Origin of the sequence: Paracoccus isoporae, assembly GCF_900101865.1 — a bacterium.
GTDB lineage: Bacteria > Pseudomonadota > Alphaproteobacteria > Rhodobacterales > Rhodobacteraceae > Paracoccus > Paracoccus isoporae.
Genome location: NZ_FNAH01000013.1, coordinates 1 through 18,936, shown reverse-complemented (window position 1 = coordinate 18,936; position 18,936 = coordinate 1). Strand labels below are relative to the sequence as shown.

23 protein-coding genes and 1 tRNA gene are annotated in these 18,936 nt (G+C 66.6%); 10 read left to right on the top strand and 14 right to left on the bottom strand.

The genetic code is table 11. The annotated features are described in order from the left end of the window. The first annotated feature begins 27 nt into the window (after positions 1–27). Positions 28–1,047, top strand: a complete 1,020-nt coding sequence (locus BLT73_RS15540) for a ribose-phosphate pyrophosphokinase (protein ID WP_090525389.1) — start codon at positions 28–30, stop codon at positions 1,045–1,047. 106 nt (positions 1,048–1,153) lie between these two features. On the opposite strand, the gene BLT73_RS15535 is transcribed toward BLT73_RS15540, so the two are convergent. The 6 genes from BLT73_RS15535 to BLT73_RS15510 form a co-directional block, all read right to left on the bottom strand. Then, positions 1,154–1,669: a SixA phosphatase family protein gene (locus BLT73_RS15535; RefSeq protein ID WP_090525321.1), complete on the bottom strand. Its 516-nt coding sequence runs from the start codon at positions 1,667–1,669 to the stop codon at positions 1,154–1,156. 150 nt (positions 1,670–1,819) lie between these two features. Beyond that, entirely contained in the window at positions 1,820–2,719 is a 900-nt protein-coding gene (argB, locus tag BLT73_RS15530) for an acetylglutamate kinase (protein ID WP_090525319.1), read from the bottom strand. A gap of 93 nt (positions 2,720–2,812) precedes the next feature. Next, positions 2,813–3,463 (bottom strand): ribosome biogenesis GTP-binding protein YihA/YsxC, encoded by a 651-nt coding sequence (yihA, locus tag BLT73_RS15525; protein WP_090525317.1) that lies wholly within the window; start codon positions 3,461–3,463, stop codon positions 2,813–2,815. Then, positions 3,460–4,281, bottom strand: a complete 822-nt coding sequence (locus BLT73_RS15520) for an MOSC domain-containing protein (RefSeq protein ID WP_245727367.1) — start codon at positions 4,279–4,281, stop codon at positions 3,460–3,462. The genes yihA and BLT73_RS15520 overlap by 4 nt, the downstream gene beginning before the upstream one ends. Next, entirely contained in the window at positions 4,281–6,149 is a 1,869-nt protein-coding gene (gene yidC, locus BLT73_RS15515) for a membrane protein insertase YidC (protein WP_090525313.1), read from the bottom strand. Before yidC ends, BLT73_RS15520 begins: the two co-directional genes overlap by 1 nt. Positions 6,150–6,248: 99 nt before the next feature. Further along, the gene (locus BLT73_RS15510; RefSeq protein ID WP_176805162.1) at positions 6,249–6,884 is read right to left on the bottom strand and encodes an EAL domain-containing protein; all 636 of its coding nucleotides are present in this window, start codon (positions 6,882–6,884) and stop codon (positions 6,249–6,251) included. A gap of 148 nt (positions 6,885–7,032) precedes the next feature. On the opposite strand from BLT73_RS15510, the gene BLT73_RS17805 reads away from it, so the two are divergent. Continuing rightward, the gene (locus tag BLT73_RS17805) at positions 7,033–7,167 is read left to right on the top strand and encodes a hypothetical protein (protein ID WP_281246299.1); all 135 of its coding nucleotides are present in this window, start codon (positions 7,033–7,035) and stop codon (positions 7,165–7,167) included. A gap of 27 nt (positions 7,168–7,194) precedes the next feature. Here the strand turns inward: BLT73_RS17805 and ttcA are convergent, their stop codons facing one another. From ttcA to rpmH, 4 genes are read right to left on the bottom strand one after another with little or no spacing between them, the layout of a single operon-like run. Then, the gene (gene ttcA / locus BLT73_RS15505) at positions 7,195–8,070 is read right to left on the bottom strand and encodes a tRNA 2-thiocytidine(32) synthetase TtcA (protein WP_090525308.1); all 876 of its coding nucleotides are present in this window, start codon (positions 8,068–8,070) and stop codon (positions 7,195–7,197) included. Between the two features lie 58 nt (positions 8,071–8,128). After that, entirely contained in the window at positions 8,129–8,368 is a 240-nt protein-coding gene (gene yidD / locus BLT73_RS15500; protein WP_090525306.1) for a membrane protein insertion efficiency factor YidD, read from the bottom strand. Next, positions 8,365–8,799, bottom strand: a complete 435-nt coding sequence (gene rnpA / locus BLT73_RS15495) for a ribonuclease P protein component (RefSeq protein WP_090525304.1) — start codon at positions 8,797–8,799, stop codon at positions 8,365–8,367. The genes yidD and rnpA overlap by 4 nt, the downstream gene beginning before the upstream one ends. Before the next feature lie 50 nt (positions 8,800–8,849). Next, positions 8,850–8,987: a 50S ribosomal protein L34 gene (gene rpmH, locus BLT73_RS15490; protein ID WP_090525302.1), complete on the bottom strand. Its 138-nt coding sequence runs from the start codon at positions 8,985–8,987 to the stop codon at positions 8,850–8,852. 259 nt (positions 8,988–9,246) lie between these two features. Here rpmH and BLT73_RS15485 point away from each other — a divergent pair, with 259 nt between their 5' ends. Both BLT73_RS15485 and BLT73_RS15480 read left to right on the top strand, forming a co-directional pair. Next, the gene (locus BLT73_RS15485) at positions 9,247–10,671 is read left to right on the top strand and encodes a sensor histidine kinase (RefSeq protein WP_090525300.1); all 1,425 of its coding nucleotides are present in this window, start codon (positions 9,247–9,249) and stop codon (positions 10,669–10,671) included. 80 nt (positions 10,672–10,751) lie between these two features. Next, positions 10,752–10,828 (top strand) — tRNA-Arg (locus BLT73_RS15480). Positions 10,829–11,009: 181 nt separating this feature from the next. On the opposite strand, the gene trpS is transcribed toward BLT73_RS15480, so the two are convergent. After that, on the bottom strand, positions 11,010–12,029 hold the full coding sequence (gene trpS, locus BLT73_RS15475; protein ID WP_090525298.1) for a tryptophan--tRNA ligase: 1,020 nt from the start codon (positions 12,027–12,029) through the stop codon (positions 11,010–11,012). Between the two features lie 81 nt (positions 12,030–12,110). On the opposite strand from trpS, the gene BLT73_RS15470 reads away from it, so the two are divergent. Together BLT73_RS15470 and BLT73_RS15465 are read left to right on the top strand one after the other, a co-directional pair. After that, a complete protein-coding gene (locus tag BLT73_RS15470) occupies positions 12,111–12,812 on the top strand; it encodes a rhomboid family intramembrane serine protease (RefSeq protein WP_090525296.1) in 702 nt (233 codons plus the stop codon). A 284-nt stretch (positions 12,813–13,096) separates the two neighbouring features. Then, positions 13,097–13,393, top strand: a complete 297-nt coding sequence (locus BLT73_RS15465; protein WP_090525294.1) for a YrhK family protein — start codon at positions 13,097–13,099, stop codon at positions 13,391–13,393. Positions 13,394–13,567: 174 nt separating this feature from the next. On the opposite strand, the gene BLT73_RS15460 is transcribed toward BLT73_RS15465, so the two are convergent. Beyond that, complete coding sequence (locus BLT73_RS15460; RefSeq protein ID WP_281246300.1) at positions 13,568–14,404, bottom strand: enoyl-CoA hydratase; 837 nt, start codon at positions 14,402–14,404, stop codon at positions 13,568–13,570. A gap of 15 nt (positions 14,405–14,419) precedes the next feature. On the opposite strand from BLT73_RS15460, the gene BLT73_RS15455 reads away from it, so the two are divergent. Further along, positions 14,420–14,839: a PaaI family thioesterase gene (locus tag BLT73_RS15455; RefSeq protein ID WP_090525290.1), complete on the top strand. Its 420-nt coding sequence runs from the start codon at positions 14,420–14,422 to the stop codon at positions 14,837–14,839. Positions 14,840–14,845: 6 nt separating this feature from the next. Here the strand turns inward: BLT73_RS15455 and BLT73_RS15450 are convergent, their stop codons facing one another. Further along, complete coding sequence (locus BLT73_RS15450; RefSeq protein WP_143025699.1) at positions 14,846–15,505, bottom strand: hypothetical protein; 660 nt, start codon at positions 15,503–15,505, stop codon at positions 14,846–14,848. 239 nt (positions 15,506–15,744) lie between these two features. Between BLT73_RS15450 and rplM the strand changes: the two genes are divergently transcribed. Continuing rightward, on the top strand, positions 15,745–16,209 hold the full coding sequence (gene rplM / locus BLT73_RS15445; RefSeq protein ID WP_090525287.1) for a 50S ribosomal protein L13: 465 nt from the start codon (positions 15,745–15,747) through the stop codon (positions 16,207–16,209). Positions 16,210–16,211: 2 nt separating this feature from the next. Beyond that, positions 16,212–16,724 (top strand): 30S ribosomal protein S9, encoded by a 513-nt coding sequence (rpsI, locus tag BLT73_RS15440; RefSeq protein ID WP_090525285.1) that lies wholly within the window; start codon positions 16,212–16,214, stop codon positions 16,722–16,724. A 96-nt stretch (positions 16,725–16,820) separates the two neighbouring features. Here rpsI and BLT73_RS15435 read toward each other — a convergent pair whose 3' ends face one another. Beyond that, positions 16,821–17,720 (bottom strand): DMT family transporter, encoded by a 900-nt coding sequence (locus BLT73_RS15435; RefSeq protein ID WP_218132558.1) that lies wholly within the window; start codon positions 17,718–17,720, stop codon positions 16,821–16,823. Positions 17,721–17,994: 274 nt separating this feature from the next. On the opposite strand from BLT73_RS15435, the gene BLT73_RS15430 reads away from it, so the two are divergent. Then, the gene (locus BLT73_RS15430) at positions 17,995–18,312 is read left to right on the top strand and encodes a DMT family transporter (RefSeq protein WP_090525284.1); all 318 of its coding nucleotides are present in this window, start codon (positions 17,995–17,997) and stop codon (positions 18,310–18,312) included. Positions 18,313–18,936: the final 624 nt, after the last annotated feature.

Below are 18,936 nucleotides of genomic sequence, written 5' to 3'. Positions count from 1 at the left end.
TAATCCAGCATGCGAAGGACCGAATTCATGCCCGCGATGACCGAGCCGAAACTCATTTCCGGGAACGCCAACAAGCCGCTGGCGCAATCCATCGCGCGGCGCATGTCGATGCATCGCGGGATGAATGTCGCGCTTGTCGATGCACGGGTCGAGCGGTTCAACGATCAGGAGATTTTCGTCGAGGTGTTCGACAATGTCCGGGGCGAGGATATGTATATCATCCAGTCCACCTCGAACCCGGCCAATGACAATTTGATGGAGCTGCTGATCATGACCGATGCGCTCAAGCGGTCATCGGCCAACCGGATCACCGCCGTCATTCCCTATTTCGGCTATGCGAGGCAGGATCGCCGGGCCAAGGCGCGCACGCCGATCTCGGCCAAGCTGGTCGCCAACATGCTGTCCAAGGCCGGGGTGGACCGGGTGCTGACGCTGGATCTGCACGCGACGCAGATCCAGGGCTTCTTCGACATTCCCGTGGACAATCTCTACGCCGCGCCGATCTTCGCGCTCGACATCAAGCATAATTTCCGCGGCCGGATCGACGATCTGATGGTGGTCTCGCCCGATGTGGGCGGGGTTGCCCGCGCGCGGGAAATCGCGCAGCGCATCCATGTGCCGATGGCCATCGTGGACAAGCGCCGCGAAAAGGCAGGCGAGGTCGCCGACATGACCGTGATCGGCGACGTCGCGGGCAAGACCTGCATCATCGTGGACGACATCTGCGACACGGCCGGAACGCTGTGCAAAGCAGCGCAGCTTCTGACCGATCACGGCGCGAGCGAGGTGCATGCCTATATCACTCATGGCGTGCTGTCCGGTCCGGCGGTGGAGCGGGTGCAGAAATCGGTGATGAAGTCGCTGGTCATCACCGATTCCATCAACCAGCCCGATCCGGTGAAGGCCTGCTCCAATATCCGCATTGTGCCGACCGCGCCGATGTTCGCCCAGGCCATCATCAACATCTGGAACGGCACTTCGGTCAGCTCGCTGTTCGAGCTGGATACGCTGGGCCCGATCTACGAGGGGCTGTATTCGGACGAATAGCGCCATCGTGACGGCGGCGGTGCGGCCCGGTCAGCCGGGGAAGCTTCTATCGGGCGCGGCAGGGCAATTGCCGCGTGACAGGTGCCGGGGCGGTCGCGGGTCGGGGTCAGCGCCCGTCGATCCGCACGAAATCCATCACGCTGCCCTGGCCGGGCTCGACCTCGGACCAGTCATCGATCTGGAAATCCACCACCAGCGTCGCAGCGGTCGGAAAGCGGCGGAAATCGGGATCGACCGGAGCCCGCGCGGGCAGGCTGGCGGCGAAATCGGCGATGCCGGGATTATGGCCGATCATCATCACCGTCTGCTGGGTCGCGGTTTTCAGCACCTCCAGCATCACCTCGGGGCGCGCGTGAAACAGCCGGTCCTCGAAGCGCAGCTCCGGGCGCACTTCCAGCGTCGCATCCGAGATCCGCTGCCAGGTCTCGCGCGTCCGCACGGACGGGGAGCAGATCACCTCCTCGGGCTCGTATCCGCGCGAGGCCAGGAAATCACCCAGCAGCAGCGCCGACCGCCGGCCGCGCGGATTCAGCGGTCGGTCGAAATCCTCAAGCGTCGGATCGTCCCAGGCGGATTTGGCGTGTCGGGTCAGGATCAGGCGTCGATATCCGGAAGGGGTCATGTGCGATGGGCCTCTCAACCGCGCGAAAGTTAACGAAGCCTGCCACAGGTCGCGCGGGCAGGGCAAGCGCCAGACTGGCCCTGCGCAGAGGAAAAATGAAGGTGCATTCAAGGCGATGCGGGCGGGCCGCGCGGGCCCGCCCCGGCCGGGTCACAACCCGCTGTCGCCCTGGCGCAAACCGCGCGGCTTGACGCGCGGCTCGGTCGATCGGATCAGGCTGCCCGCGCCATGTTCGGTGAACAGCTCCAGCAGGCAGGCATTGGGCACGCGGCCGTCCAGGATCACCACGGCGCGGACCCCTTCCTCGATCGCTTTCAGCGCGGTTTCGGTCTTGGGGATCATGCCGCCGGCAATCGTGCCATCCTGGATCATGGCGGTGACATGCTCGGGCGTCATCTGGGTGATAACCTCGCCGGAAGCGTCCTTGACCCCGGACACATCGGTCAACAGCAGCAGCCGGTCCGCCTGCAGCGCACCGGCAATCGCGCCTGCCGCCGTGTCGCCATTGACGTTGAAAGTCTCGTTATCCGCCATGCCGGTGGCCACAGGGGCGATCACCGGGATCAGCCCGGCCTGGTAGAGATCGCGGATGATCTGGACATTCATCTCGATCGGGCGGCCGACGAATTCCAGCTCCGGGTCGTCGGCCTCGCAGACCATCATGTCGTCATCCTTGCCGGAAATCCCGACCGCCCGCCCGCCGGCATCGTTGATCGCCTGCACGATGCGCTTGTTCACCAGCCCGGACAGCACCATCTCGACCACTTCGACGGTCTGCTTGGTGGTCACGCGCTTGCCGCGCACGAAGCGGCTCTCGATGCCCAGACGTCCCAGCAGGTCATTGATCATCGGCCCGCCGCCATGCACCACGACCGGATGGATGCCGACCTGTTTCATCAGCACGATGTCGGACGCGAATTTCGCCATCTCGGCCTCGTCGCCCATGGCGTTGCCGCCGAATTTCACCACCACCACCGCGTCGGAATAGCGCTGCATATAGGGCAGGGCTTCGGACAGGGTCGTGGCGGCGGCGGCGAAATCTCGGGTCATGTCCTGCTGTCTCATCATGGATTCCCTGTGGCTGGCGGCAGGTTAAGCGCGGCGGCACGTGGCGTCCATAGTCGCCTGCGCCGCCGGCCCGGCTCAGTCCAGCCCGGCGATGATCGCGCGCAGCGTGGCGATGCCCTGGCCCTTGTCGGAGGAGGTCACGACCAGTTCAGGATAGGCGGCCGGGTGTTTCTGCAATTCTTCCTCGACCTGATCGAGCACCGGGCGGATCGCGTTCGGGCCCAGCTTGTCGGCCTTGGTCATCACCACCTGGAACGGCACGGCAGAGCGGTCCAGAAGCGTCATGATCTCGTGATCCACCGGCTTGATGCCGTGGCGCGAGTCGATCAGGCAGAAGGCCCGGCGCAATGTGGGCCGACCGGCGAGATAGGCCTTCAGCAGCTCCTGCCAGCGCTTCACCACCGGCAGCGGCGCCTTGGCGAAGCCGTATCCCGGCAGATCGACCAGATAGGCGCGCTCGCCCAGCCCGAAATAATTGATCTCCTGCGTGCGGCCGGGGGTGTTCGACGCCCGCGCCAGCCCCTTGCGGCCGGTGAGCGCGTTGATGAGGCTCGACTTGCCGACATTGGAGCGACCGGCAAAGCAGATCTCCGGCCGGTCGGCGGGCGGCAGCCCGTCCATCGCGACCACGCCCTTGATGAAATCGACGGGCCCCGCGAACAGCAGCCGCGCTGCCTCGGCCGCCTGCGGTTCCGGCTCACCGGCCAGCGGAAAGGCGACCTTCATGCGTCGTCACCCGTGCCCGCCGCCGCGGCGTCGTCGCCGCCTTCATCCGCGGGGGCGTCCATCACTGTCACCTCGTCCAGCTCGCCGATCTCGGCGCCGTCCAGAACCTCGGCATAGACCCCGAAATTGCTGTGCCCGAACGCGTCGCTGAGGGCGCGGACCATGTCGCGGTCCGGCTCGCCGGTCTCTGTGTCGACGGCGGTGGCGGCACAGCGGCCGATCGGCTCGCGGATCACCAGCCGCGCCGCGCCGATATGGATCTCGCGGCCGATCCAATCCTGCTCGGCAAAGGCCTCCGCGCCCTCGATCCACAGATTGCCGCGCCAGCGTTCGACGCCGAGCCGCTCGCCCACTTTCGATTCCAGCACGCTGAGACTGTCCAGCGAATTGATCGAGACGAAGGGTTCCGGCGAATCCGTCAATGCCACAGGTCCGGTCACCAGCCGCTCCGGCGCACCGCGCCGCTCGGGCCAAAGCGGTGCCAGCCAGGCGATCAGCCGCTCCTGATCCGCCTCGTCGGCAGGGTCGATCACGATGTCCTCGCAATCCGGGTGGCTGAAGGCCAGCTTGCCGTCATCGACCAGACCGCCGCTGACCGCCTGCAATGCCGGCCCGGCCGCGCCGCGCAGAAACGCCGATTTCGGCAGCCAGTCCGACAGCGTCGCGCCGTCACCCAGCCGCTCGACCGAATTGGAATGCAGCACCGCCCAATTCCGGTCGCGGGGCAGGGTGGCCCCCGCCTCCAGCCGGACCTGTTTCAGCCGCTCGCGCCCGATCGCCTTGACGGGGTATCGCCAGATCTGCGCGAGCCGTGCCATCACTTCTTCTTTCGGGACGGGATGCTGGAGCGGATATTGCCGAACAGGTTCGGCGGCTGCCCGTGCATCGACATGATGGTGTATTGCTGGAAGATGGTGATGACGTTGTTGGTGATCCAGTAGAGCACCAGCCCGGACGCGAAGCCGCCCAGCATGAACATGAACACCCAGGGCATCCAGGCAAAGATCATCTTCTGGGTCGGATCGGTCGGCGCCGGGTTCAGCTTCTGCTGCAACCACATCGACAGGCCCAGGATGATCGCCATGATCGACAGCGAGACGATGCCGATGATGCTGTCCCGGTCAGGTGCCGCATAGGGCAGCAGCCCGAACAGGTTGATGATCGAGGACGGATCGGGTGCCGACAGATCGCGGATCCAGCCGATCCAGGGCGCCTGGCGCAGCTCCAGCGTGACGAAGATCACCTTGTAGAGGCTGAAGAAGATCGGGATCTGGATCAGGATCGGCAGACAGCCCGCGGCCGGGTTGACCTTCTCGCTCTTGTAGAGCGCCATCATCTCCTGCTGCATCTTCTGGCGGTCATCGCCGACGCGTTCCTTGATCGCCTCCATCTGCGGCTGCAATTCGCGCATCCGCGCCATGGAGACATAGGATTTCCGCGCCAGCGGGAAGACGATGGCCTTGAGGATGAAGGTCAGCGCGATGATCGCCCAGCCCATATTGCCGATCAGCCCGTTCAGCCAATGCAGCACGCGGAAGATCGGCTTGGTCAGGAAATAGAACCAGCCCCAGTCGATCGAGTCGACGAAACGCTGGATGCCGGGGCTTTCCTCGTAGCCGCGGATCGTCTCCCATTCCTTCGCGCCGGCGAACAGATAGGATTCGCTCGACGCGCTGCCGCCGGCGGGGACGGTGACGACCGGGAAGCGGGTCTCGGCCTGATAGATATCGGCGCCCTCGGCGTATTTCACCACCGCCGTGAAGGGCTGGCCCGGCGCGGGGGCCAGCGTCGTCATCCAGTATTTGTCGGTGAAGCCGACCCAGCCGTTCTCCGCCACGTCGATGATGTCGGCCCGACCCTCGCGGGCGACCGGGTCCAGATCGGTCAGATCGCCGTAATCGGCCTCCATCAGCTCGCCATCGGTCATCGCCACGGCGCCTTCATGCAGCACGAAGAAGTTCTGCGTGTCCGGCTCGCCATGGCGCGCGATGATGCCGTAGGGGGCGGCGGCGAAGGGCGTGTCGGTGGTGTTCTCGACCGACTGGGTCACGGTGAACAGATATTTGTCGTCGAGCGCGAAGCTGCGGCGGAAGATCTGGCCCTGCCCGTTTTCCCAGCGCAGCGTGACCGGGCTGTCGGGCCCCAGCGTCTCGCCGGATTCGAGCTCCCAGACCGTGCTGGCATTCGGCACCGAGGCGGGATCGGTCCCGGCCGCCGGGCTCCAGCCATAGACGGCGTAATAGGGTTTCTGAATGATCGCTTCAGGATCGCCACCTGGCGCCACCGGGCTGCCGGTGCTCTCCGCGCGCAGATGGGCGGCATCGGTCGGGGTGAGCAGCCGCACGAAGGGCGAGTCCTCGTCCAGCGTCTCGCGGTAGCCGGTCAGCAGCAGATCGTCGATGCGGCCGCCGGCGAGCGAGATGGAGCCTTCCAGCGACGGGCTGTCGATGCTGACGCGCGCGGCGCTGCCCGATGCGTCCTGCGGCCCGTCTGCCGCGGCACCGGGGGCGGTGGCCGTCGCGCCGGACGCCGAAGGGGCTGCGGGCGCGCCCGGTTCGGCCTGCGTTGCTGCGTCGGTGTCCGCCGGGGGCGGGGGCGGTTCGGGGGCAAAGAAGGTGAACCAGACCAGCACCACCAGCATGGACAGCACCATGGCGAGGATGAGATTGCGGTTGTTGTCTTCCATGCGGTGTCGCGCCCTCTGTTGTCAGGGGAGGGTTCAACAGAAGGGGCAGGCAAAGGTCAAGGCGATTCCCGCCCATGCGGGCGGAACGCCGGGTGGCGTTCAGGCGGCGGGGCGCGGGATCGCGCCGCGCGTGGGCGGGATGGCGGCGCTCTGGCGCAGGTAATGGCCCATCGCGTTCGCGTCCAGTTCTGGGGCCACGGCATCGCCCTGCACCACGTCGCAGCCGATCTGGGCGAGGAAGCCGTATTCCCTGCGCGTATCCACCTGCCCGGCAAAGCTGCGCGCGCCGTGACGCTCTGCCACGGCAAGCTGGGCGAGGATCATCCGCCCGCAATCCGGGTCGATGCCGCAGCCGCGCAGCAGCGGCGGCGGCAGGCGCAGCCGGACCGAGCCTGTGGGCGACCGGGCGAGCAGCCGCGGCACCGCCTCGTCCATGCAGCACAGCTCGATCCCGCATCCCGCTGCGGCGAGCCGGGACAGGCCGGCCAGTGCGCGCCCATGCCCGTCCGGGTCGGCGGCGCTGAACATGACCTGTGCGGGCGAGAACCCCTGCCGCGCGATTTCACCCAGCAGCGGAGCGGCCAGTTCGGCACATTCGGCGGTTGTGCGGAGCAGATCGACACTCAGCGGTGGCACGGAAATGGCATCGGCCGACCACAGCCGCATCTGCATCAGCCCCAGCCGCAGGCTTTCATAGGGATCGCCAGCCAGGTGAGCGGGCGGCAGGATCAGCACCGAGGAGACTTCCCCGGTGTCGCAGCAAATCTGGGGGCGGAACCGCGGGAATGCCCTGTCATTCCACGGCGCTGCAGGCCGTCTTGCACCCTCTGCGCGGGCAACCGGCACCGCCCTCGGCGCTGCCGCGGCAGGGGCGGCGCGTGATGTGGCCGATCCCGTGCGGGCCTGGCGCAGCCAGCCGAAGATCAAGCGCAACAATCCGAAAACCCCCATCTCGCGCCCCGATTCGCATACCGTCTGGGGGCGCAGCATGACCGGGGAGATCTTGATGTTCGGTTAAAGTTCACTCAGATCCGGTGCGGCTGGTTCAGTTTTTCTCCTCGAGCTTAGGCCGGAGCGAGGCGAAATCAAACAAATTCGGGTCGAGGAGATGGGACGGGCGCGTGTTCATCAGCGCGCGGAACATCACCTGCCGCCGTCCGGGCGCGCGCGTCTCCCACTCGTCCAGCAGTTTCTTGACCTGCGCGCGCTGCAACCCCTCCTGCGAGCCGCAGAGATCGCAGGGGATGATCGGATAGGCCATGTCGCGGGCGAATTTCTCGCAATCCGCCTCGGCCACATAGGCGAGCGGGCGCAGCACCAGCAGATCGCCTTCCTCGTTCAGAAGCTTGGGCGGCATGGTCGCCAGCCGCCCGCCATGGAACAGGTTCATGAAGAACGTCTCGAGCATGTCGTCGCGGTGATGGCCCAGAACCACCGCCGAGCAGCCCTCTTCCCGCGCGATGCGGTAGAGATTGCCGCGCCGCAGCCGCGAACACAGGCTGCACATCGTCCCGCCCGGCGCGATCTTGTCGGTGACGATGGAATAGGTGTCCTGATACTCGATCCGGTGTTCGACCTGCCGGTCGCTGAGAAATTCCGGCAGCACGGTTGCGGGAAATCCGGGCTGGCCCTGATCCAGATTGCAGGCCAGCAGTTCGACCGGCAGCAGACCGCGCCATTTCAGCTCATGCAGGATCGCCAGCAGCGTATAGCTGTCCTTGCCGCCCGACAGGCAGACAAGCCAGCGGTCACCGGGTGTCACCATGCCGAAATCCTCGATCGCGGCACGGGTGTCGCGCACCAGACGCTTGCGCAGCTTGCGGAATGCCGTGGTGTCGGGCGCGCCGCGAAACAGCGGATGGATCTCGCCCGCCGCGTCGTCGGAACTCTCGGGGCGGTCCAATTCGGTCTGCTGGGTCATGCTTGGCTCTCCGTGTCGGGGGCGCATTGCTGTCTCGAGGTCGGGGGCGCGGCGGCGCTCAGCCGCTTGCGTCGCGGGGATCGGGCACCGGGTCGTAGCCATCGCCGCCCCAGGGATGGCAGCGCAGGATGCGGCGCCCGGCCAGCAGGCTTCCGCGCAGCGCGCCGTGACGTTCCAGAGCCTCCATCGCATAGGCCGAGCAGGTGGGCTGAAAGCGGCAGCCATGCCCGACCCAGGGGCTGAAGACCAGGCGATAGGCGCGCACCGGCAGCGCCACGATATGCGCCAGCGGGGTCACGCTTTCGACCCACCGGCGTGGATACGCGACAGCGCCGCGCGAAGATCCGCAACGAGGCTCTGATAGTCGCGCGACACGGTGGCGTCGGGCCGGCCGACCAGAACGTAATCCCACCCCGCCCGGCCGAGATCCGGCAGCACTTCGCGCGCCACCGCGCGCAAACGCCGCTTGGCCCGGTTGCGCATCACCGCGTTGCCGATCTTTTTCGAGCAGGTGAAGCCGACGCGGAGCGGGGTCTCGGCGGGTTCCTGCGCGCCGCGCTTGCGGGCCTGCAGCAGAAACCCGGGCGTTCCCGCCCGCCGCGCCTTCGATGCGCGCAGGAAATCGGCCCTCTGGCGCAGCACCGATATGGCGGGTGGCGCCACGACGAAAGCCGCCGCATCGGTCCCGACCTGCGCGTGTTCGGCATGTGCGGGCGGATGCGGCGGCATCTGATGATCCTGTAGGGCGTGCGCGGGCACGCCGGGCTGGTCCGTGCGGATCAGGCCGACAGGCGCTTGCGGCCCTTGGCGCGGCGGCGGTTCAGCACGGCGCGGCCGGCCTTGGTGGCCATGCGGGCGCGGAACCCGTGGCGGCGGGTGCGGACCAGGTTCGACGGCTGGAAGGTGCGCTTCGACATTTCTTCACTCCACTCTCTCGTGCGCGGAAGGTCTGGGCGACCGGGTCAGAAAAACCCGCCCCACGCGACCGCGTCGGCTAATTCGAAGCCCGCGCAATAGGGCAAGCGCGGGGCTGAGTCAACGCCGCAATCGCGGCCCGTCCCCGAAAAACGCCAGCCCCGTGACGTCTCGCGCACAAATGTTTGAACTCGTGGCGGCGCAGGGTTAACTGTGGCGCCGAACGGTCCTGCGGGACCGCCGTATCTGGTTCTGGTATCTATGTCGATCGACACATTGACTGGCCGCTTCGTTGCGCTGACGCTGCTGTTCGTGGCGCTGGCTGAAGTCTTCGTGCTGGTCCCGTCCCTGTCGAGCTTTCGCATCGACTACCTGCAGACGCGGCTGGAAAAGGCCCAGATCGCCTCGCTGTCGCTGCTGGCCACGGATGAGGACGAGACCATCGCGGCCGAGCTGGAATCGGAATTGCTGGCCAATGCCGGGGTCTACAACGTGGTGCTGCGGCGCAATGACGTGCGACAGCTTGTCCTGTCCTCGCCCCTGCCGGGTCCGATCGCCGAGACCTTTGATCTGCGCGAGACCTCGCTGGTCATGGGCGGCGTCGACGCGCTGCGTCAGCTCACCGACCGCGATGACGAGGTGATCCGGGTGATCGGCGCGCCGGTCAACCAGGCCGGCCAGTTGATCGAGATCACCCTGCCGACCGGCCCGCTGCGCCGGGCGCTGCTGGATTACGGCTTGCAGGTGCTGATCGGTTCGGCGGTGCTGGTGGGGCTGACCGCGGCGCTTTTGTTCCTGGCCGCGCAGCGGCTGATCCTGAAGCCGATCCGGCGGGTGGTCTCGCATATGGCAAGCTATGCGGCCGCGCCGGAGGACACGCGCTCGATCATCCGGCCCGACGCGCGGATCGCCGAGCTGCGCGAGGCGGAGGCGGCGCTTGCCTCGATGCAGACGACGCTGACCCACTCGCTGAAGCAGAAGGAGAGGCTGGCCGGGCTGGGACAGGCCGTCGCCAAGATCGCCCATGATCTGCGCAATATCCTGACCACCACCCAGATTTTCGCCGACCGGCTGGAGGACAGCGACGACCCGGCGGTGCGGCGTGCCGCGCCGAAGCTGGTCAACTCGATCTCGCGCGCGGTGAATCTGTGCGAGACGACCCTAGCCTTCGGCAAGGCCGAGGAGCCCGCGCCGACGCTGTCGCGCTTTGCCCTGCGCGGGCTGGTGGACGAGATCACCGAGGCAGAGCTGCTTCTGTCGGAGAGCAGCGGCAATGGCAGGCTGGTGGATTTCGTCACCGATATCAGCCCGAACCTGGTGATCCGCGGCGATCAGGAGCAATTGCACCGGGTGCTGTCGAACCTGCTGCGCAACGCCAGACAGGCGATCGAGGCGTCGGGCCGTCCCGGCACCATCGAGATCGCGGCCAGCGAGACCGAGCAGGACTGGATCATCCTTGTGGGCGATACCGGGCCGGGGCTGCCGAAAAAGGCGCGGGATTACCTGTTCCAGCCCTTCACCGGCGGCACGCGCAAGGGCGGCACCGGGTTGGGTCTGGCCATCGCCGCCGACCTGATCCGCGGCCATGGCGGGCGGCTGGAATTGCTGCGCAGCGACGAGAGCGGGACCGAATTCCGCCTCGTCCTGCCGCGCGGGGCGCTGATCGAAAATATCCTCCCGGAATGACGATTTTGCCCTTGCATCCCCATGCCACCGGGCCTAGATAGCCGCCCTACCGGGTCGGCCAACGGCCTTGCCCGGTAAGCGGACCCGTAGCTCAGCTGGATAGAGCACCAGACTACGAATCTGGGGGTCGGGCGTTCGAATCGCTCCGGGTCCGCCACTTCTCCACATTCGATCAAATTGCTCCGGCAGAGCTGCGCGCACCGTCCCGTTTGAGGGCGTTTCTGCCCGTTATCATCCGCTGATAAGCGAGGTTCGAGTCAGGGTCCGCGGATCAGGGAAACGGCCGCCCGGCATGGGTGCCGGACGGCCGTTCAGTCGCGGATGCGTGGTCTCGCGGTTCAGCGTGACAGGATCATGCCCATGATCTCGCGGGTGCGGGCGACGATCGGGGCGGAGATCTGTTCCGCGCGCGCAGCGCCCTGACCGAGGATCCGGTCGATCTCCGCGGGGTCGGCCAGAAACTCGCTCATCCGGGCGGAGATCGGCGCCAGCGTGGCCACGGCCACGTCTGCGAGCGCGGGTTTGAAATCGCCGAACCCCTTGCCCTCGAAGCGCGACAGAACCGCGTCCTGCGTCTCGCCGGACAGCGCCGCGTAGATATTGACCAGGTTGCGCGCTTCGGGCCGGTCGGTGAGCGCCGCCATGCTGCCGGGCAGGGGTTCTGCGTCGGTGCGCGCCTTGCGGAATTTCTGCGCGATGGTGTCGGCGTCGTCGGTGAGGTTGATCCGGCTCATATCCGAGGGGTCGGATTTCGACATTTTCTTGGTGCCGTCGCGCAGCGACATGACCCGCGTGGCGGGGCCCTCGATGACCGGTTCCGGCAGCGGGAAGAACTCCACGCCGTAATCATGGTTGAACTTGGCGGCGATGTCGCGGGTCAGCTCCACATGCTGTTTCTGATCCTCGCCCACCGGCACATGGGTGGTGTGATAGGCCAGAATATCGGCGGCCATCAGCGCGGGATAGGCATAGAGGCCGAGGCTGACCTTCTCGGCGTTCTTGCCGCCCTTTTCCTTGAACTGGGTCATGCGGTTCATCCAGCCCATCCGGGCCACGCAGTTCAAAAGCCATCCCAGCTCGGCATGGGCGGGGACCTGGCTCTGGTTGAACAGGATGGAGCGCGCCGGGTCGATGCCTGCGGCCATGAAGGCGGCGGCGGCTTCGCGGGTCTGGCTGCGCAGGGCCTCGGGGTCCTGCCAGACGGTGATGGCATGCAGATCGACGAGGCAGTACACCGTCGCAATCCCCTCCTCCTGCCGCTCGACGAAGCGGCGCAGCGCGCCCAGGTAATTGCCGAGCGTGAGATGGCCCGAGGGCTGGATGCCGGAGAAGATGCGGGGGGTCGTCGCGTCGGTCATGTCATGCCTGCTTGGAAAATCCGTGGGGCTGGCTTAACCCTGCGCGGGACGGGGCGCAACTGTCCCGGCAAAGGAGGTGCCATGCGGCCCGGTTACGACGAATCGCCCATCAATGCCCTGCCGGCGGCGGTCTGGGCGCTGGCTTTGCCGATGATCGCCGCCGAGGTGGTGTTCGGGCTGGGCGCGATCGGGTTCATTGGCGGGGCGCAGGGGATCGGGCTCCGGCTGAACGCGATGGAGATGGCGGCCTATTTCCCGCAGCTTCCGGTCAGGATGTGGCAGTTGGGGATCTTCGATCTGCGCTCGGCGGCGCGGATCCTGACCTATCCTTTCGTGCATGGATCGGTGACCCATGCGCTGTTCGTGATCGTCTTCACGCTGGCGCTCGGCAAGATGGTGGCCGAGCAGTTCCGGCCCTGGGCGCTGATCGCGCTGTTCTTTGGTGCATCGGTCGGCGGAGCCAGCATTTACACGGGTTTCGGGCTGTTGACCGGGCTGGATCTGGGGCCGCTGATCGGCGGGTATCCGGCGGTGTACGGGCTGGTTGGCGGGTTCACCTTCCTGCTCTGGGTGCGGCTGGGGGTGGAGAACGCCAACCGGCTGCGGGCCTTCACGCTGATCGGGGCGCTGCTGCTGTTCCAACTTGTCTTCGGGCTGCTGTTCGGGGGCGCGGGCTATGGCTGGATCGCAGATATTGCCGGGTTCGGCGTGGGCTTCCTGCTGTGTTTCGTGCTGGTCCCCGGCGGGTGGCAGCGGGCGGTCGCGATGATCCGGCGTCGGTAGCGACGGCGTCCGAAACTCCCGTCTGACCCGAGGCAACGGGCAACGTGCGGGGCGCGTTGCACATTTCGCGACCCTGCCCGCGCGGGGCCAGCAATTGCTGAGAAATCGGTCGCACAGACGGTGCACCAAGCGTGCACAGCGCGTACACAGGATGTACACTGGTTGCGCGCCGGAAAGCCTGAGGGCATGACTGTGCAGGCCGGGCGCGTGCGGGGGCGCATGCCGGAACTCCCGCTGGGGGAAAGATCCCGGTCCAAATTCTTTTGAGAGAGTGGAGAGTTACGATGACATTCTGGAACCAGGCCTTCCGTCCCGATCTCAATGCGCGGTCCGAGGAGGCAAAGCAGTTCTATGCCAAGGTCGAGTTCGCCTATACGCTGGCGAATTTCATTGCCGCGATCATGTTCCTCATCGGCTCGGCCATGGCTTTCTGGCCATCGACCGGGACGGTCTCGACATGGATGTTCATTTTCGGCTCGATCGTCTTTGCCATCAAGCCCACGCTGAATGCCTGGCGGGAGTGGAAGCTGTTCCAGATGGGCGATGCCAGCAAGCTGGCCGATGATCTGGAATCGTCGTAGGGCGCGGGGGCAGGCGGCTGGACCAGACTTGCATGAAGATCGTGATATAATCCGCTGATATGGCGAATTTTATCCGACGTAGAAAGCGACGCTTTTCGGTTCGGCACCGCGCCGGACCGGAGATCCGCCGCGCCGGGCCGGAACGGGGCAGGTCCGCCGCGTGGCGGGCGGGCGCTATTCCGCCGCCCAGCCCGGCTTGCGCTTCTCCAGAAACGCCTGGATGCCTTCGGCGGTGTCGGAGAGCATCATGTTGGCGCACATCGTGTCGCCCGCGGCCTCATAGGCGTCGGCGGTTTCATGCGCGAGCTGTTCATAGAAGCCGCGCTTGCCCATCGCGATGGCGGCGGGCAGCTTCTCCGCGATCCGGGCGGCGAGGGCGCGGGTTTCGGCCTTCAGGCGGTTGGCGGCCACGGCGCGGTTGATGAGGCCGAGCGCCGCCGCCTCCTCTGCGTCGAGGAAGCGGCCGGTCGCCAGCATCTCGAAGGCGGCCTTGCGCGGCACGGCGCGCGACAGCGCCACGGCGGGGGTGGAGCAGAACAGGCCCAGATCCACCCCGTTCACGCCGAATTTCGCGGATTTCGACGCCAGCGCCAGATCGCAGGAGGCGACGAGCTGGCAGCCTGCGGCGGTGGCCACGCCCGCCACCTCGGCAATCACCGGCTGGGGCAGGGTGGAGATGAGCTGCATGAGCTGGGCGCAGGCATCGAACAGCGCCGTGTAACCGGCCCGGCCGCCATCGGGATTGGCGCGCGCCGCCTGCATCTGGCGCAGATCGTGGCCGGCGCAGAACGCCTTGCCATTGGCGGCGAGGATGATGACGCGCACCTCCTCCTCCGTGCCGATCATGGCCAGCGTGGTGTAGAGCGTCGCGATCATCTCGGCCGAGAGCGCGTTGTAATTTCCGGGGCTGTTGAGAATCAGACGCGCCACATGGCCGTTATCCTCGCGTAAGATCAGATCGGACATCGTTGATTTCCTCTGCTCGCTCGGCGCAGCATAGGCACAAAGCAGAACGGGGGGCAAATCATGGAACTGAAGATGGATGCGGCGGCGCTGAACGCGTTTCTGACGGCGGAATTTCCGCAGGTCGCACCCGATTTCAGCGTGACCGAGGTCGGGCCCGAGGGGGTGGTGCTGCGGCTGGCGGTGGGCGGGACGCATCTGCGGCCCGGCGGCACGGTGTCGGGGCCCAGCATGTTCGCGCTGGCCGATCTGGCGATCTATTGCGCGATCCTGTCGCGGATCGGGCCGGTGGCGCTGGCGGTGACGACCAGTGCCAGCATCGATTTCATGCGCAAGCCCGCTGCCGGGGTCGATCTGCTGGGGGAATGCCGGCTGCTGAAGCTGGGGCGCAGCCTGGCGGTGGGCGATGTGCTGATCCGCTCGGACGGGGTGGAGGCGCCGGTGGCGCGCAGCTCGATGACCTATGCCATCCCGCCGCGCTGAGCCGGATCAGCGCGCGCGCAGCAGCCAGGTGACGTGCTGCGCCCAGAACCCCGCCCAGAGCGCGATGCCGGCGAATTTCAGCATGTCCTCGACAAACAGCGCCGCGCCGTCGCCCGAGGGCAGCAGCGTGTCGACGCCGAGCGAGGCCACCAGCAGCAGGAGCGCGCAGAGCAGCCCCGGCAGGCGGCCGGCGCGCAGATCGGGCAGGAAGGGGCGCATCGCCGCCACCGCCAGCGCAGCGATGGCGGCCAGCACCACCATCTCGGGGATGCCGAAGCGGGGCAGCACGGCGTCATGCAGCAGCAGCACGTCATCGAGCAGCAGCACCACCGACAGCAGGCAGACCGGGCCGAGCCGCCGCGCCGTGCCGGGGCGCACGGCCACAGCCAGCGCCGTCACCGTCGCCGCGATCAGCCAGCCCGCGATGCCGAGATAGGAGACGAAGCCGGCATAGATCGGGTGGCCGAATTCCGCCGCCGGGTCGCGCAGCACCTCGCCGAAGCTCCAGCTTCCGCGCAGCGCGCCGAGATAGACGATCACCGCCACCAGCGCCGCGACCATGCCCGCGACGATCGGGGCGGTCTGGGCGCGGAGCCGGCGGTCCGGCTGCGCCTCGCGGCGCGCGGGGCGGCTGGTGCGGGTTCTGTCGGGGAGATCGGGGTGCATGGCGAGGCTGCCTTCGTGACCGCGGCGCGCCGTCGGGGCGGCCGGACTGTTCAACACACAAGCGGCGTGTTTGTCATGGATCTGTCACAAAATGCAAGGGCCGATATTGGGGTATTATTTTACCTATTTGATATAACATTGTTTTTAAACGATAAAATAAAGTCAAACGATCTTGACGCAACCGGCGCAATCGCCGATATACCGCCATCTCGAATTTGAACCCCCAAAAGGGCAGCGACATGAAGACCTACACCGCAAAACCGGCGGAGATCGAGAAGAAGTGGATCCTGATCGACGCCGAGGGCGTCGTTCTGGGCCGTCTCGCCTCGATCGTCGCCATGCGCCTGCGCGGCAAGCACAAGCCGAGCTTCACCCCCCATATGGACATGGGCGACAACGTCATCATCATCAACGCCGACAAGGTGCAGATGACCGGCGCCAAGCGCGATGACAAGACCTATTATTGGCATACCGGCCATCCGGGCGGCATCAAGCACCGCACGGCGCGCCAGATCCTGGAAGGCGCGCATCCCGAGCGCGTCGTCATCAAGGCGGTCGAGCGCATGATCTCGCGCAACAAGCTGGGCAAGAAGCAGATGGGCAATCTGCGCGTCTATGCCGGCACCGAGCATCCGCACGAGGCGCAGCAGCCCGAAGTGCTGGACGTCAAGACGTTGAACAAGAAGAACACCCGGAGCGCGTGATCATGGCTGAAGACATCAAATCCCTTGACCAGCTCAAGGACGTGGTGACGGATACCGCCGCACCCGCGGGCGCCGACACCGACACAATCACCGAAACCGCCGCCCCGCGCGAGCCGGTGCGCGACGCCGCGGGCCGCGCCTATGCCACCGGCAAGCGCAAGGACGCCGTGGCCCGGGTCTGGGTCAAGGCCGGGTCGGGCAAGATCTCGGTCAACGGCAAGGAGATGAACGAATATTTCGCGCGTCCCGTGCTGCAGATGATCCTGCGCCAGCCCTTCGACGTGGCCGGTGTGGCCGGTCAGTATGACGTGGTTGCGACCGTCAAGGGCGGGGGGCTGTCGGGCCAGGCCGGTGCGGTCAAGCACGGCATCTCCAAGGCGCTGCAGCTCCACGAGCCGAGCCTGCGCGCGGCACTGAAGGCGGCCGGGTTCCTGACCCGCGACAGCCGCGTGGTCGAACGGAAGAAATACGGCAAGGCGAAAGCCCGCCGCAGCTTCCAGTTCTCGAAGCGCTGATCCGCCGCAACTGGTATGCACTGTCAGACGCGGTCCCTCGGGGCCGCGTTTTTCGTTGTCCGTCCCGGAGGGGTGCGGGTTGGCGCCGCCTTGCGGTCAGCCCGGCCCGCCCAGGCTGCGCGCCAGACGCGCGCGGGTCCGCTCGGCCCGGAAGGCGGTGTAGTTCGCCATCAGGATGATCGCCGCGCCCGCGAACAGCACGGCGCTGACCGTCTCGCCGTAAAGCAGATAGCCCACCAGCGCGGTCAGCGGCACCCGCAGGAAGTCGATCGGGATCGCCACCGAGGCGTCCAGATGCAGGAAGGCCCGTGCCATCGCGTAATGCGCGCCCAGCCCGCTGAGCCCGGCCAGCACGATCCAGGGCAGGTTGCCCGCCACCACCGGCCGCCAGTCGAAGACCGCCAGCATCAGCCCCATCGGCAGTTGCATCACCACCATCCAGACCACGATCACGGCAGGCGAGCATGTCCGCGTCAGCAGCTTGACCAGCACATTCGACAGCCCGTAGCTGACCGCCGCCATCAGCACGATCAGCGCGGCCGGGTCGAACACCGCGATGCCGGGGCGCAGGATCACCAGCACGCCCACAAAGCTGGCCAGGATCGCCCAGGCGCGCGGCCGCGTGATGCGCTCGCCCAACAGCACGGCGGCGAAGATCGCCACCCAGACCGGCATGGTGAATTCCAGCGCGATCACCTCGGCCAGCGGCATCAGCGCGATGGCCAGCGTCCAGCAATACTGCCCGGTGAAATGCACCGCATTGCGCAGGAGGTTGAGCTTCAGGCTCGCCCGGCGGCGCAGCTCTGCCAGCAGGTGGAGGCCGAACAGCGCCACCACCACGACACCCACCACCGAACGGAAGAACAGGATCTGGAAGGTCGAGAGATTGGCCGAAAGCTCGCGCGAGGCGACGGCCATGGAGATGAAACAGCTCAGCGAGGCGATCATCCACCCGATCCCGATCAGGATGCGCCCGGTGTCATTGTGATCCTGCATTCCCGCCCCCCCGGCAAACCGATCCGCTGCCCCGCCATCGCATATCCGCGCGGCGCGGGGGAGTCGTCATCCCGCGCCGCGAGGCATGTGACGGGGCATGTGACGGGGCAGGGGGCGGGGATGGTTGCCGTTTTGCCGCCATCGGCCGCGATCACTTCGTGCCACGCCATCGGGCACTTGCCCTGCTGCGCAGGCGCGCTAGATATCGTTGCAACGGGGACGGCCCCGGCCAGATCGGCACACATGCGGGACGGCCCGGTTGAGAGAGGTTGCCATGATCTGGGCACAACTTGTCATCGCCGGCCTGCTGGAAGTCGTCTGGGCCTTCACCATGAAACAATCCGACGGGTTCAGCCGCACCGGCTACAGCATCGTCACCATCCTCGCCATGATCGCCAGCTTCTGGCTCCTGGCCCGCGCCATGGCAGTGCTGCCGCTGGGCACCGCCTATGTGATCTGGACCGGGATCGGCTCGGTCGGGGCCTTCGTGCTGGGGCTGACCCTGCTGGGGGAGACCGCCTCGCCGGCGCGGATCGGGGCGGCGGTGATGATTATCGGCGGGATCATCCTGATGAAGATCTCGTCGAGCTGAGCCGGGCCGGGCGGGCGCGGGAGGCGGTCGGGAGGCGGTCGGGAGTCGCGCCCCACGCGATGCTATGTGTCCAGTCAGGGGCGGGATCTTCCCGCCCCTTTTTCGGTCGCGCCCCTGCTGCGCGGGTCTGCCCGGCCTGCGGGGACCGGGACAAGCGTGTGCGGTTGTGCGGCAGGGCGACGGAACCCGCCGCGCCGGAGGCGGGATCAGCGGCGGGGCGCGCAGCCACAGCGCCGGGATCGCCCGGTTTCCGTCATATCCCTGTCGCGATTCCGTGCGAGATTCGGATCAGCGCCCGGCACGCCCTGCGCCGCCTGCCATGCATGTGGTATAAAAACGACGTAAAAACAATGTGTTGCAAGTTTTTTGGCGCAGCGCAGAAATTTCCGCTTGCAAGCCCCGGCGCCCGGACCTAAATACCCCCTCACCGAACGGCGGCAACGCGGTTCGGGACACTTCGGAACCGGCGGCTGGATGAAGCGCTAAGCGATTGGCGCCTCGGATGGTTTTTCGGTTTTGAAGTCTGCTGTTTGACATTGTTATGCATACTTGAAGAGATATGCGGGCGGTTTGGTCGGTATTCGACTGGATTTTCTTGCATATCGGCTCACTAGGGTTTCGGTC

Excerpts from the sequence above, each read along its gene's own strand:
- BLT73_RS15435 (WP_218132558.1), bottom strand. The coding sequence starts at position 17,720 with ATGCAGGATCACAATGACACCGGGCGCATCCTGATCGGGATCGGGTGG.
- BLT73_RS15455 (WP_090525290.1), top strand. The coding sequence starts at position 14,420 with ATGGAACTGAAGATGGATGCGGCGGCGCTGAACGCGTTTCTGACGGCG.
- yihA (WP_090525317.1), bottom strand. The coding sequence starts at position 3,463 with ATGAAGGTCGCCTTTCCGCTGGCCGGTGAGCCGGAACCGCAGGCGGCC.
- rnpA (WP_090525304.1), bottom strand. The coding sequence starts at position 8,799 with ATGCCGCCGCATCCGCCCGCACATGCCGAACACGCGCAGGTCGGGACC.
- BLT73_RS15485 (WP_090525300.1), top strand. The coding sequence starts at position 9,247 with ATGTCGATCGACACATTGACTGGCCGCTTCGTTGCGCTGACGCTGCTG.
- BLT73_RS15540 (WP_090525389.1), top strand. The coding sequence starts at position 28 with ATGCCCGCGATGACCGAGCCGAAACTCATTTCCGGGAACGCCAACAAG.
- yidC (WP_090525313.1), bottom strand. The coding sequence starts at position 6,149 with ATGGAAGACAACAACCGCAATCTCATCCTCGCCATGGTGCTGTCCATG.
- ttcA (WP_090525308.1), bottom strand. The coding sequence starts at position 8,070 with ATGACCCAGCAGACCGAATTGGACCGCCCCGAGAGTTCCGACGACGCG.
- rplM (WP_090525287.1), top strand. The coding sequence starts at position 15,745 with ATGAAGACCTACACCGCAAAACCGGCGGAGATCGAGAAGAAGTGGATC.
- BLT73_RS15450 (WP_143025699.1), bottom strand. The coding sequence starts at position 15,505 with ATGCACCCCGATCTCCCCGACAGAACCCGCACCAGCCGCCCCGCGCGC.
- BLT73_RS15430 (WP_090525284.1), top strand. The coding sequence starts at position 17,995 with ATGATCTGGGCACAACTTGTCATCGCCGGCCTGCTGGAAGTCGTCTGG.
- rpmH (WP_090525302.1), bottom strand. The coding sequence starts at position 8,987 with ATGTCGAAGCGCACCTTCCAGCCGTCGAACCTGGTCCGCACCCGCCGC.
- argB (WP_090525319.1), bottom strand. The coding sequence starts at position 2,719 with ATGACCCGAGATTTCGCCGCCGCCGCCACGACCCTGTCCGAAGCCCTG.
- trpS (WP_090525298.1), bottom strand. The coding sequence starts at position 12,029 with ATGACCGACGCGACGACCCCCCGCATCTTCTCCGGCATCCAGCCCTCG.
- BLT73_RS15520 (WP_245727367.1), bottom strand. The coding sequence starts at position 4,281 with ATGGCACGGCTCGCGCAGATCTGGCGATACCCCGTCAAGGCGATCGGG.
- BLT73_RS15465 (WP_090525294.1), top strand. The coding sequence starts at position 13,097 with ATGACATTCTGGAACCAGGCCTTCCGTCCCGATCTCAATGCGCGGTCC.
- BLT73_RS15535 (WP_090525321.1), bottom strand. The coding sequence starts at position 1,669 with ATGACCCCTTCCGGATATCGACGCCTGATCCTGACCCGACACGCCAAA.
- BLT73_RS15470 (WP_090525296.1), top strand. The coding sequence starts at position 12,111 with ATGCGGCCCGGTTACGACGAATCGCCCATCAATGCCCTGCCGGCGGCG.
- rpsI (WP_090525285.1), top strand. The coding sequence starts at position 16,212 with ATGGCTGAAGACATCAAATCCCTTGACCAGCTCAAGGACGTGGTGACG.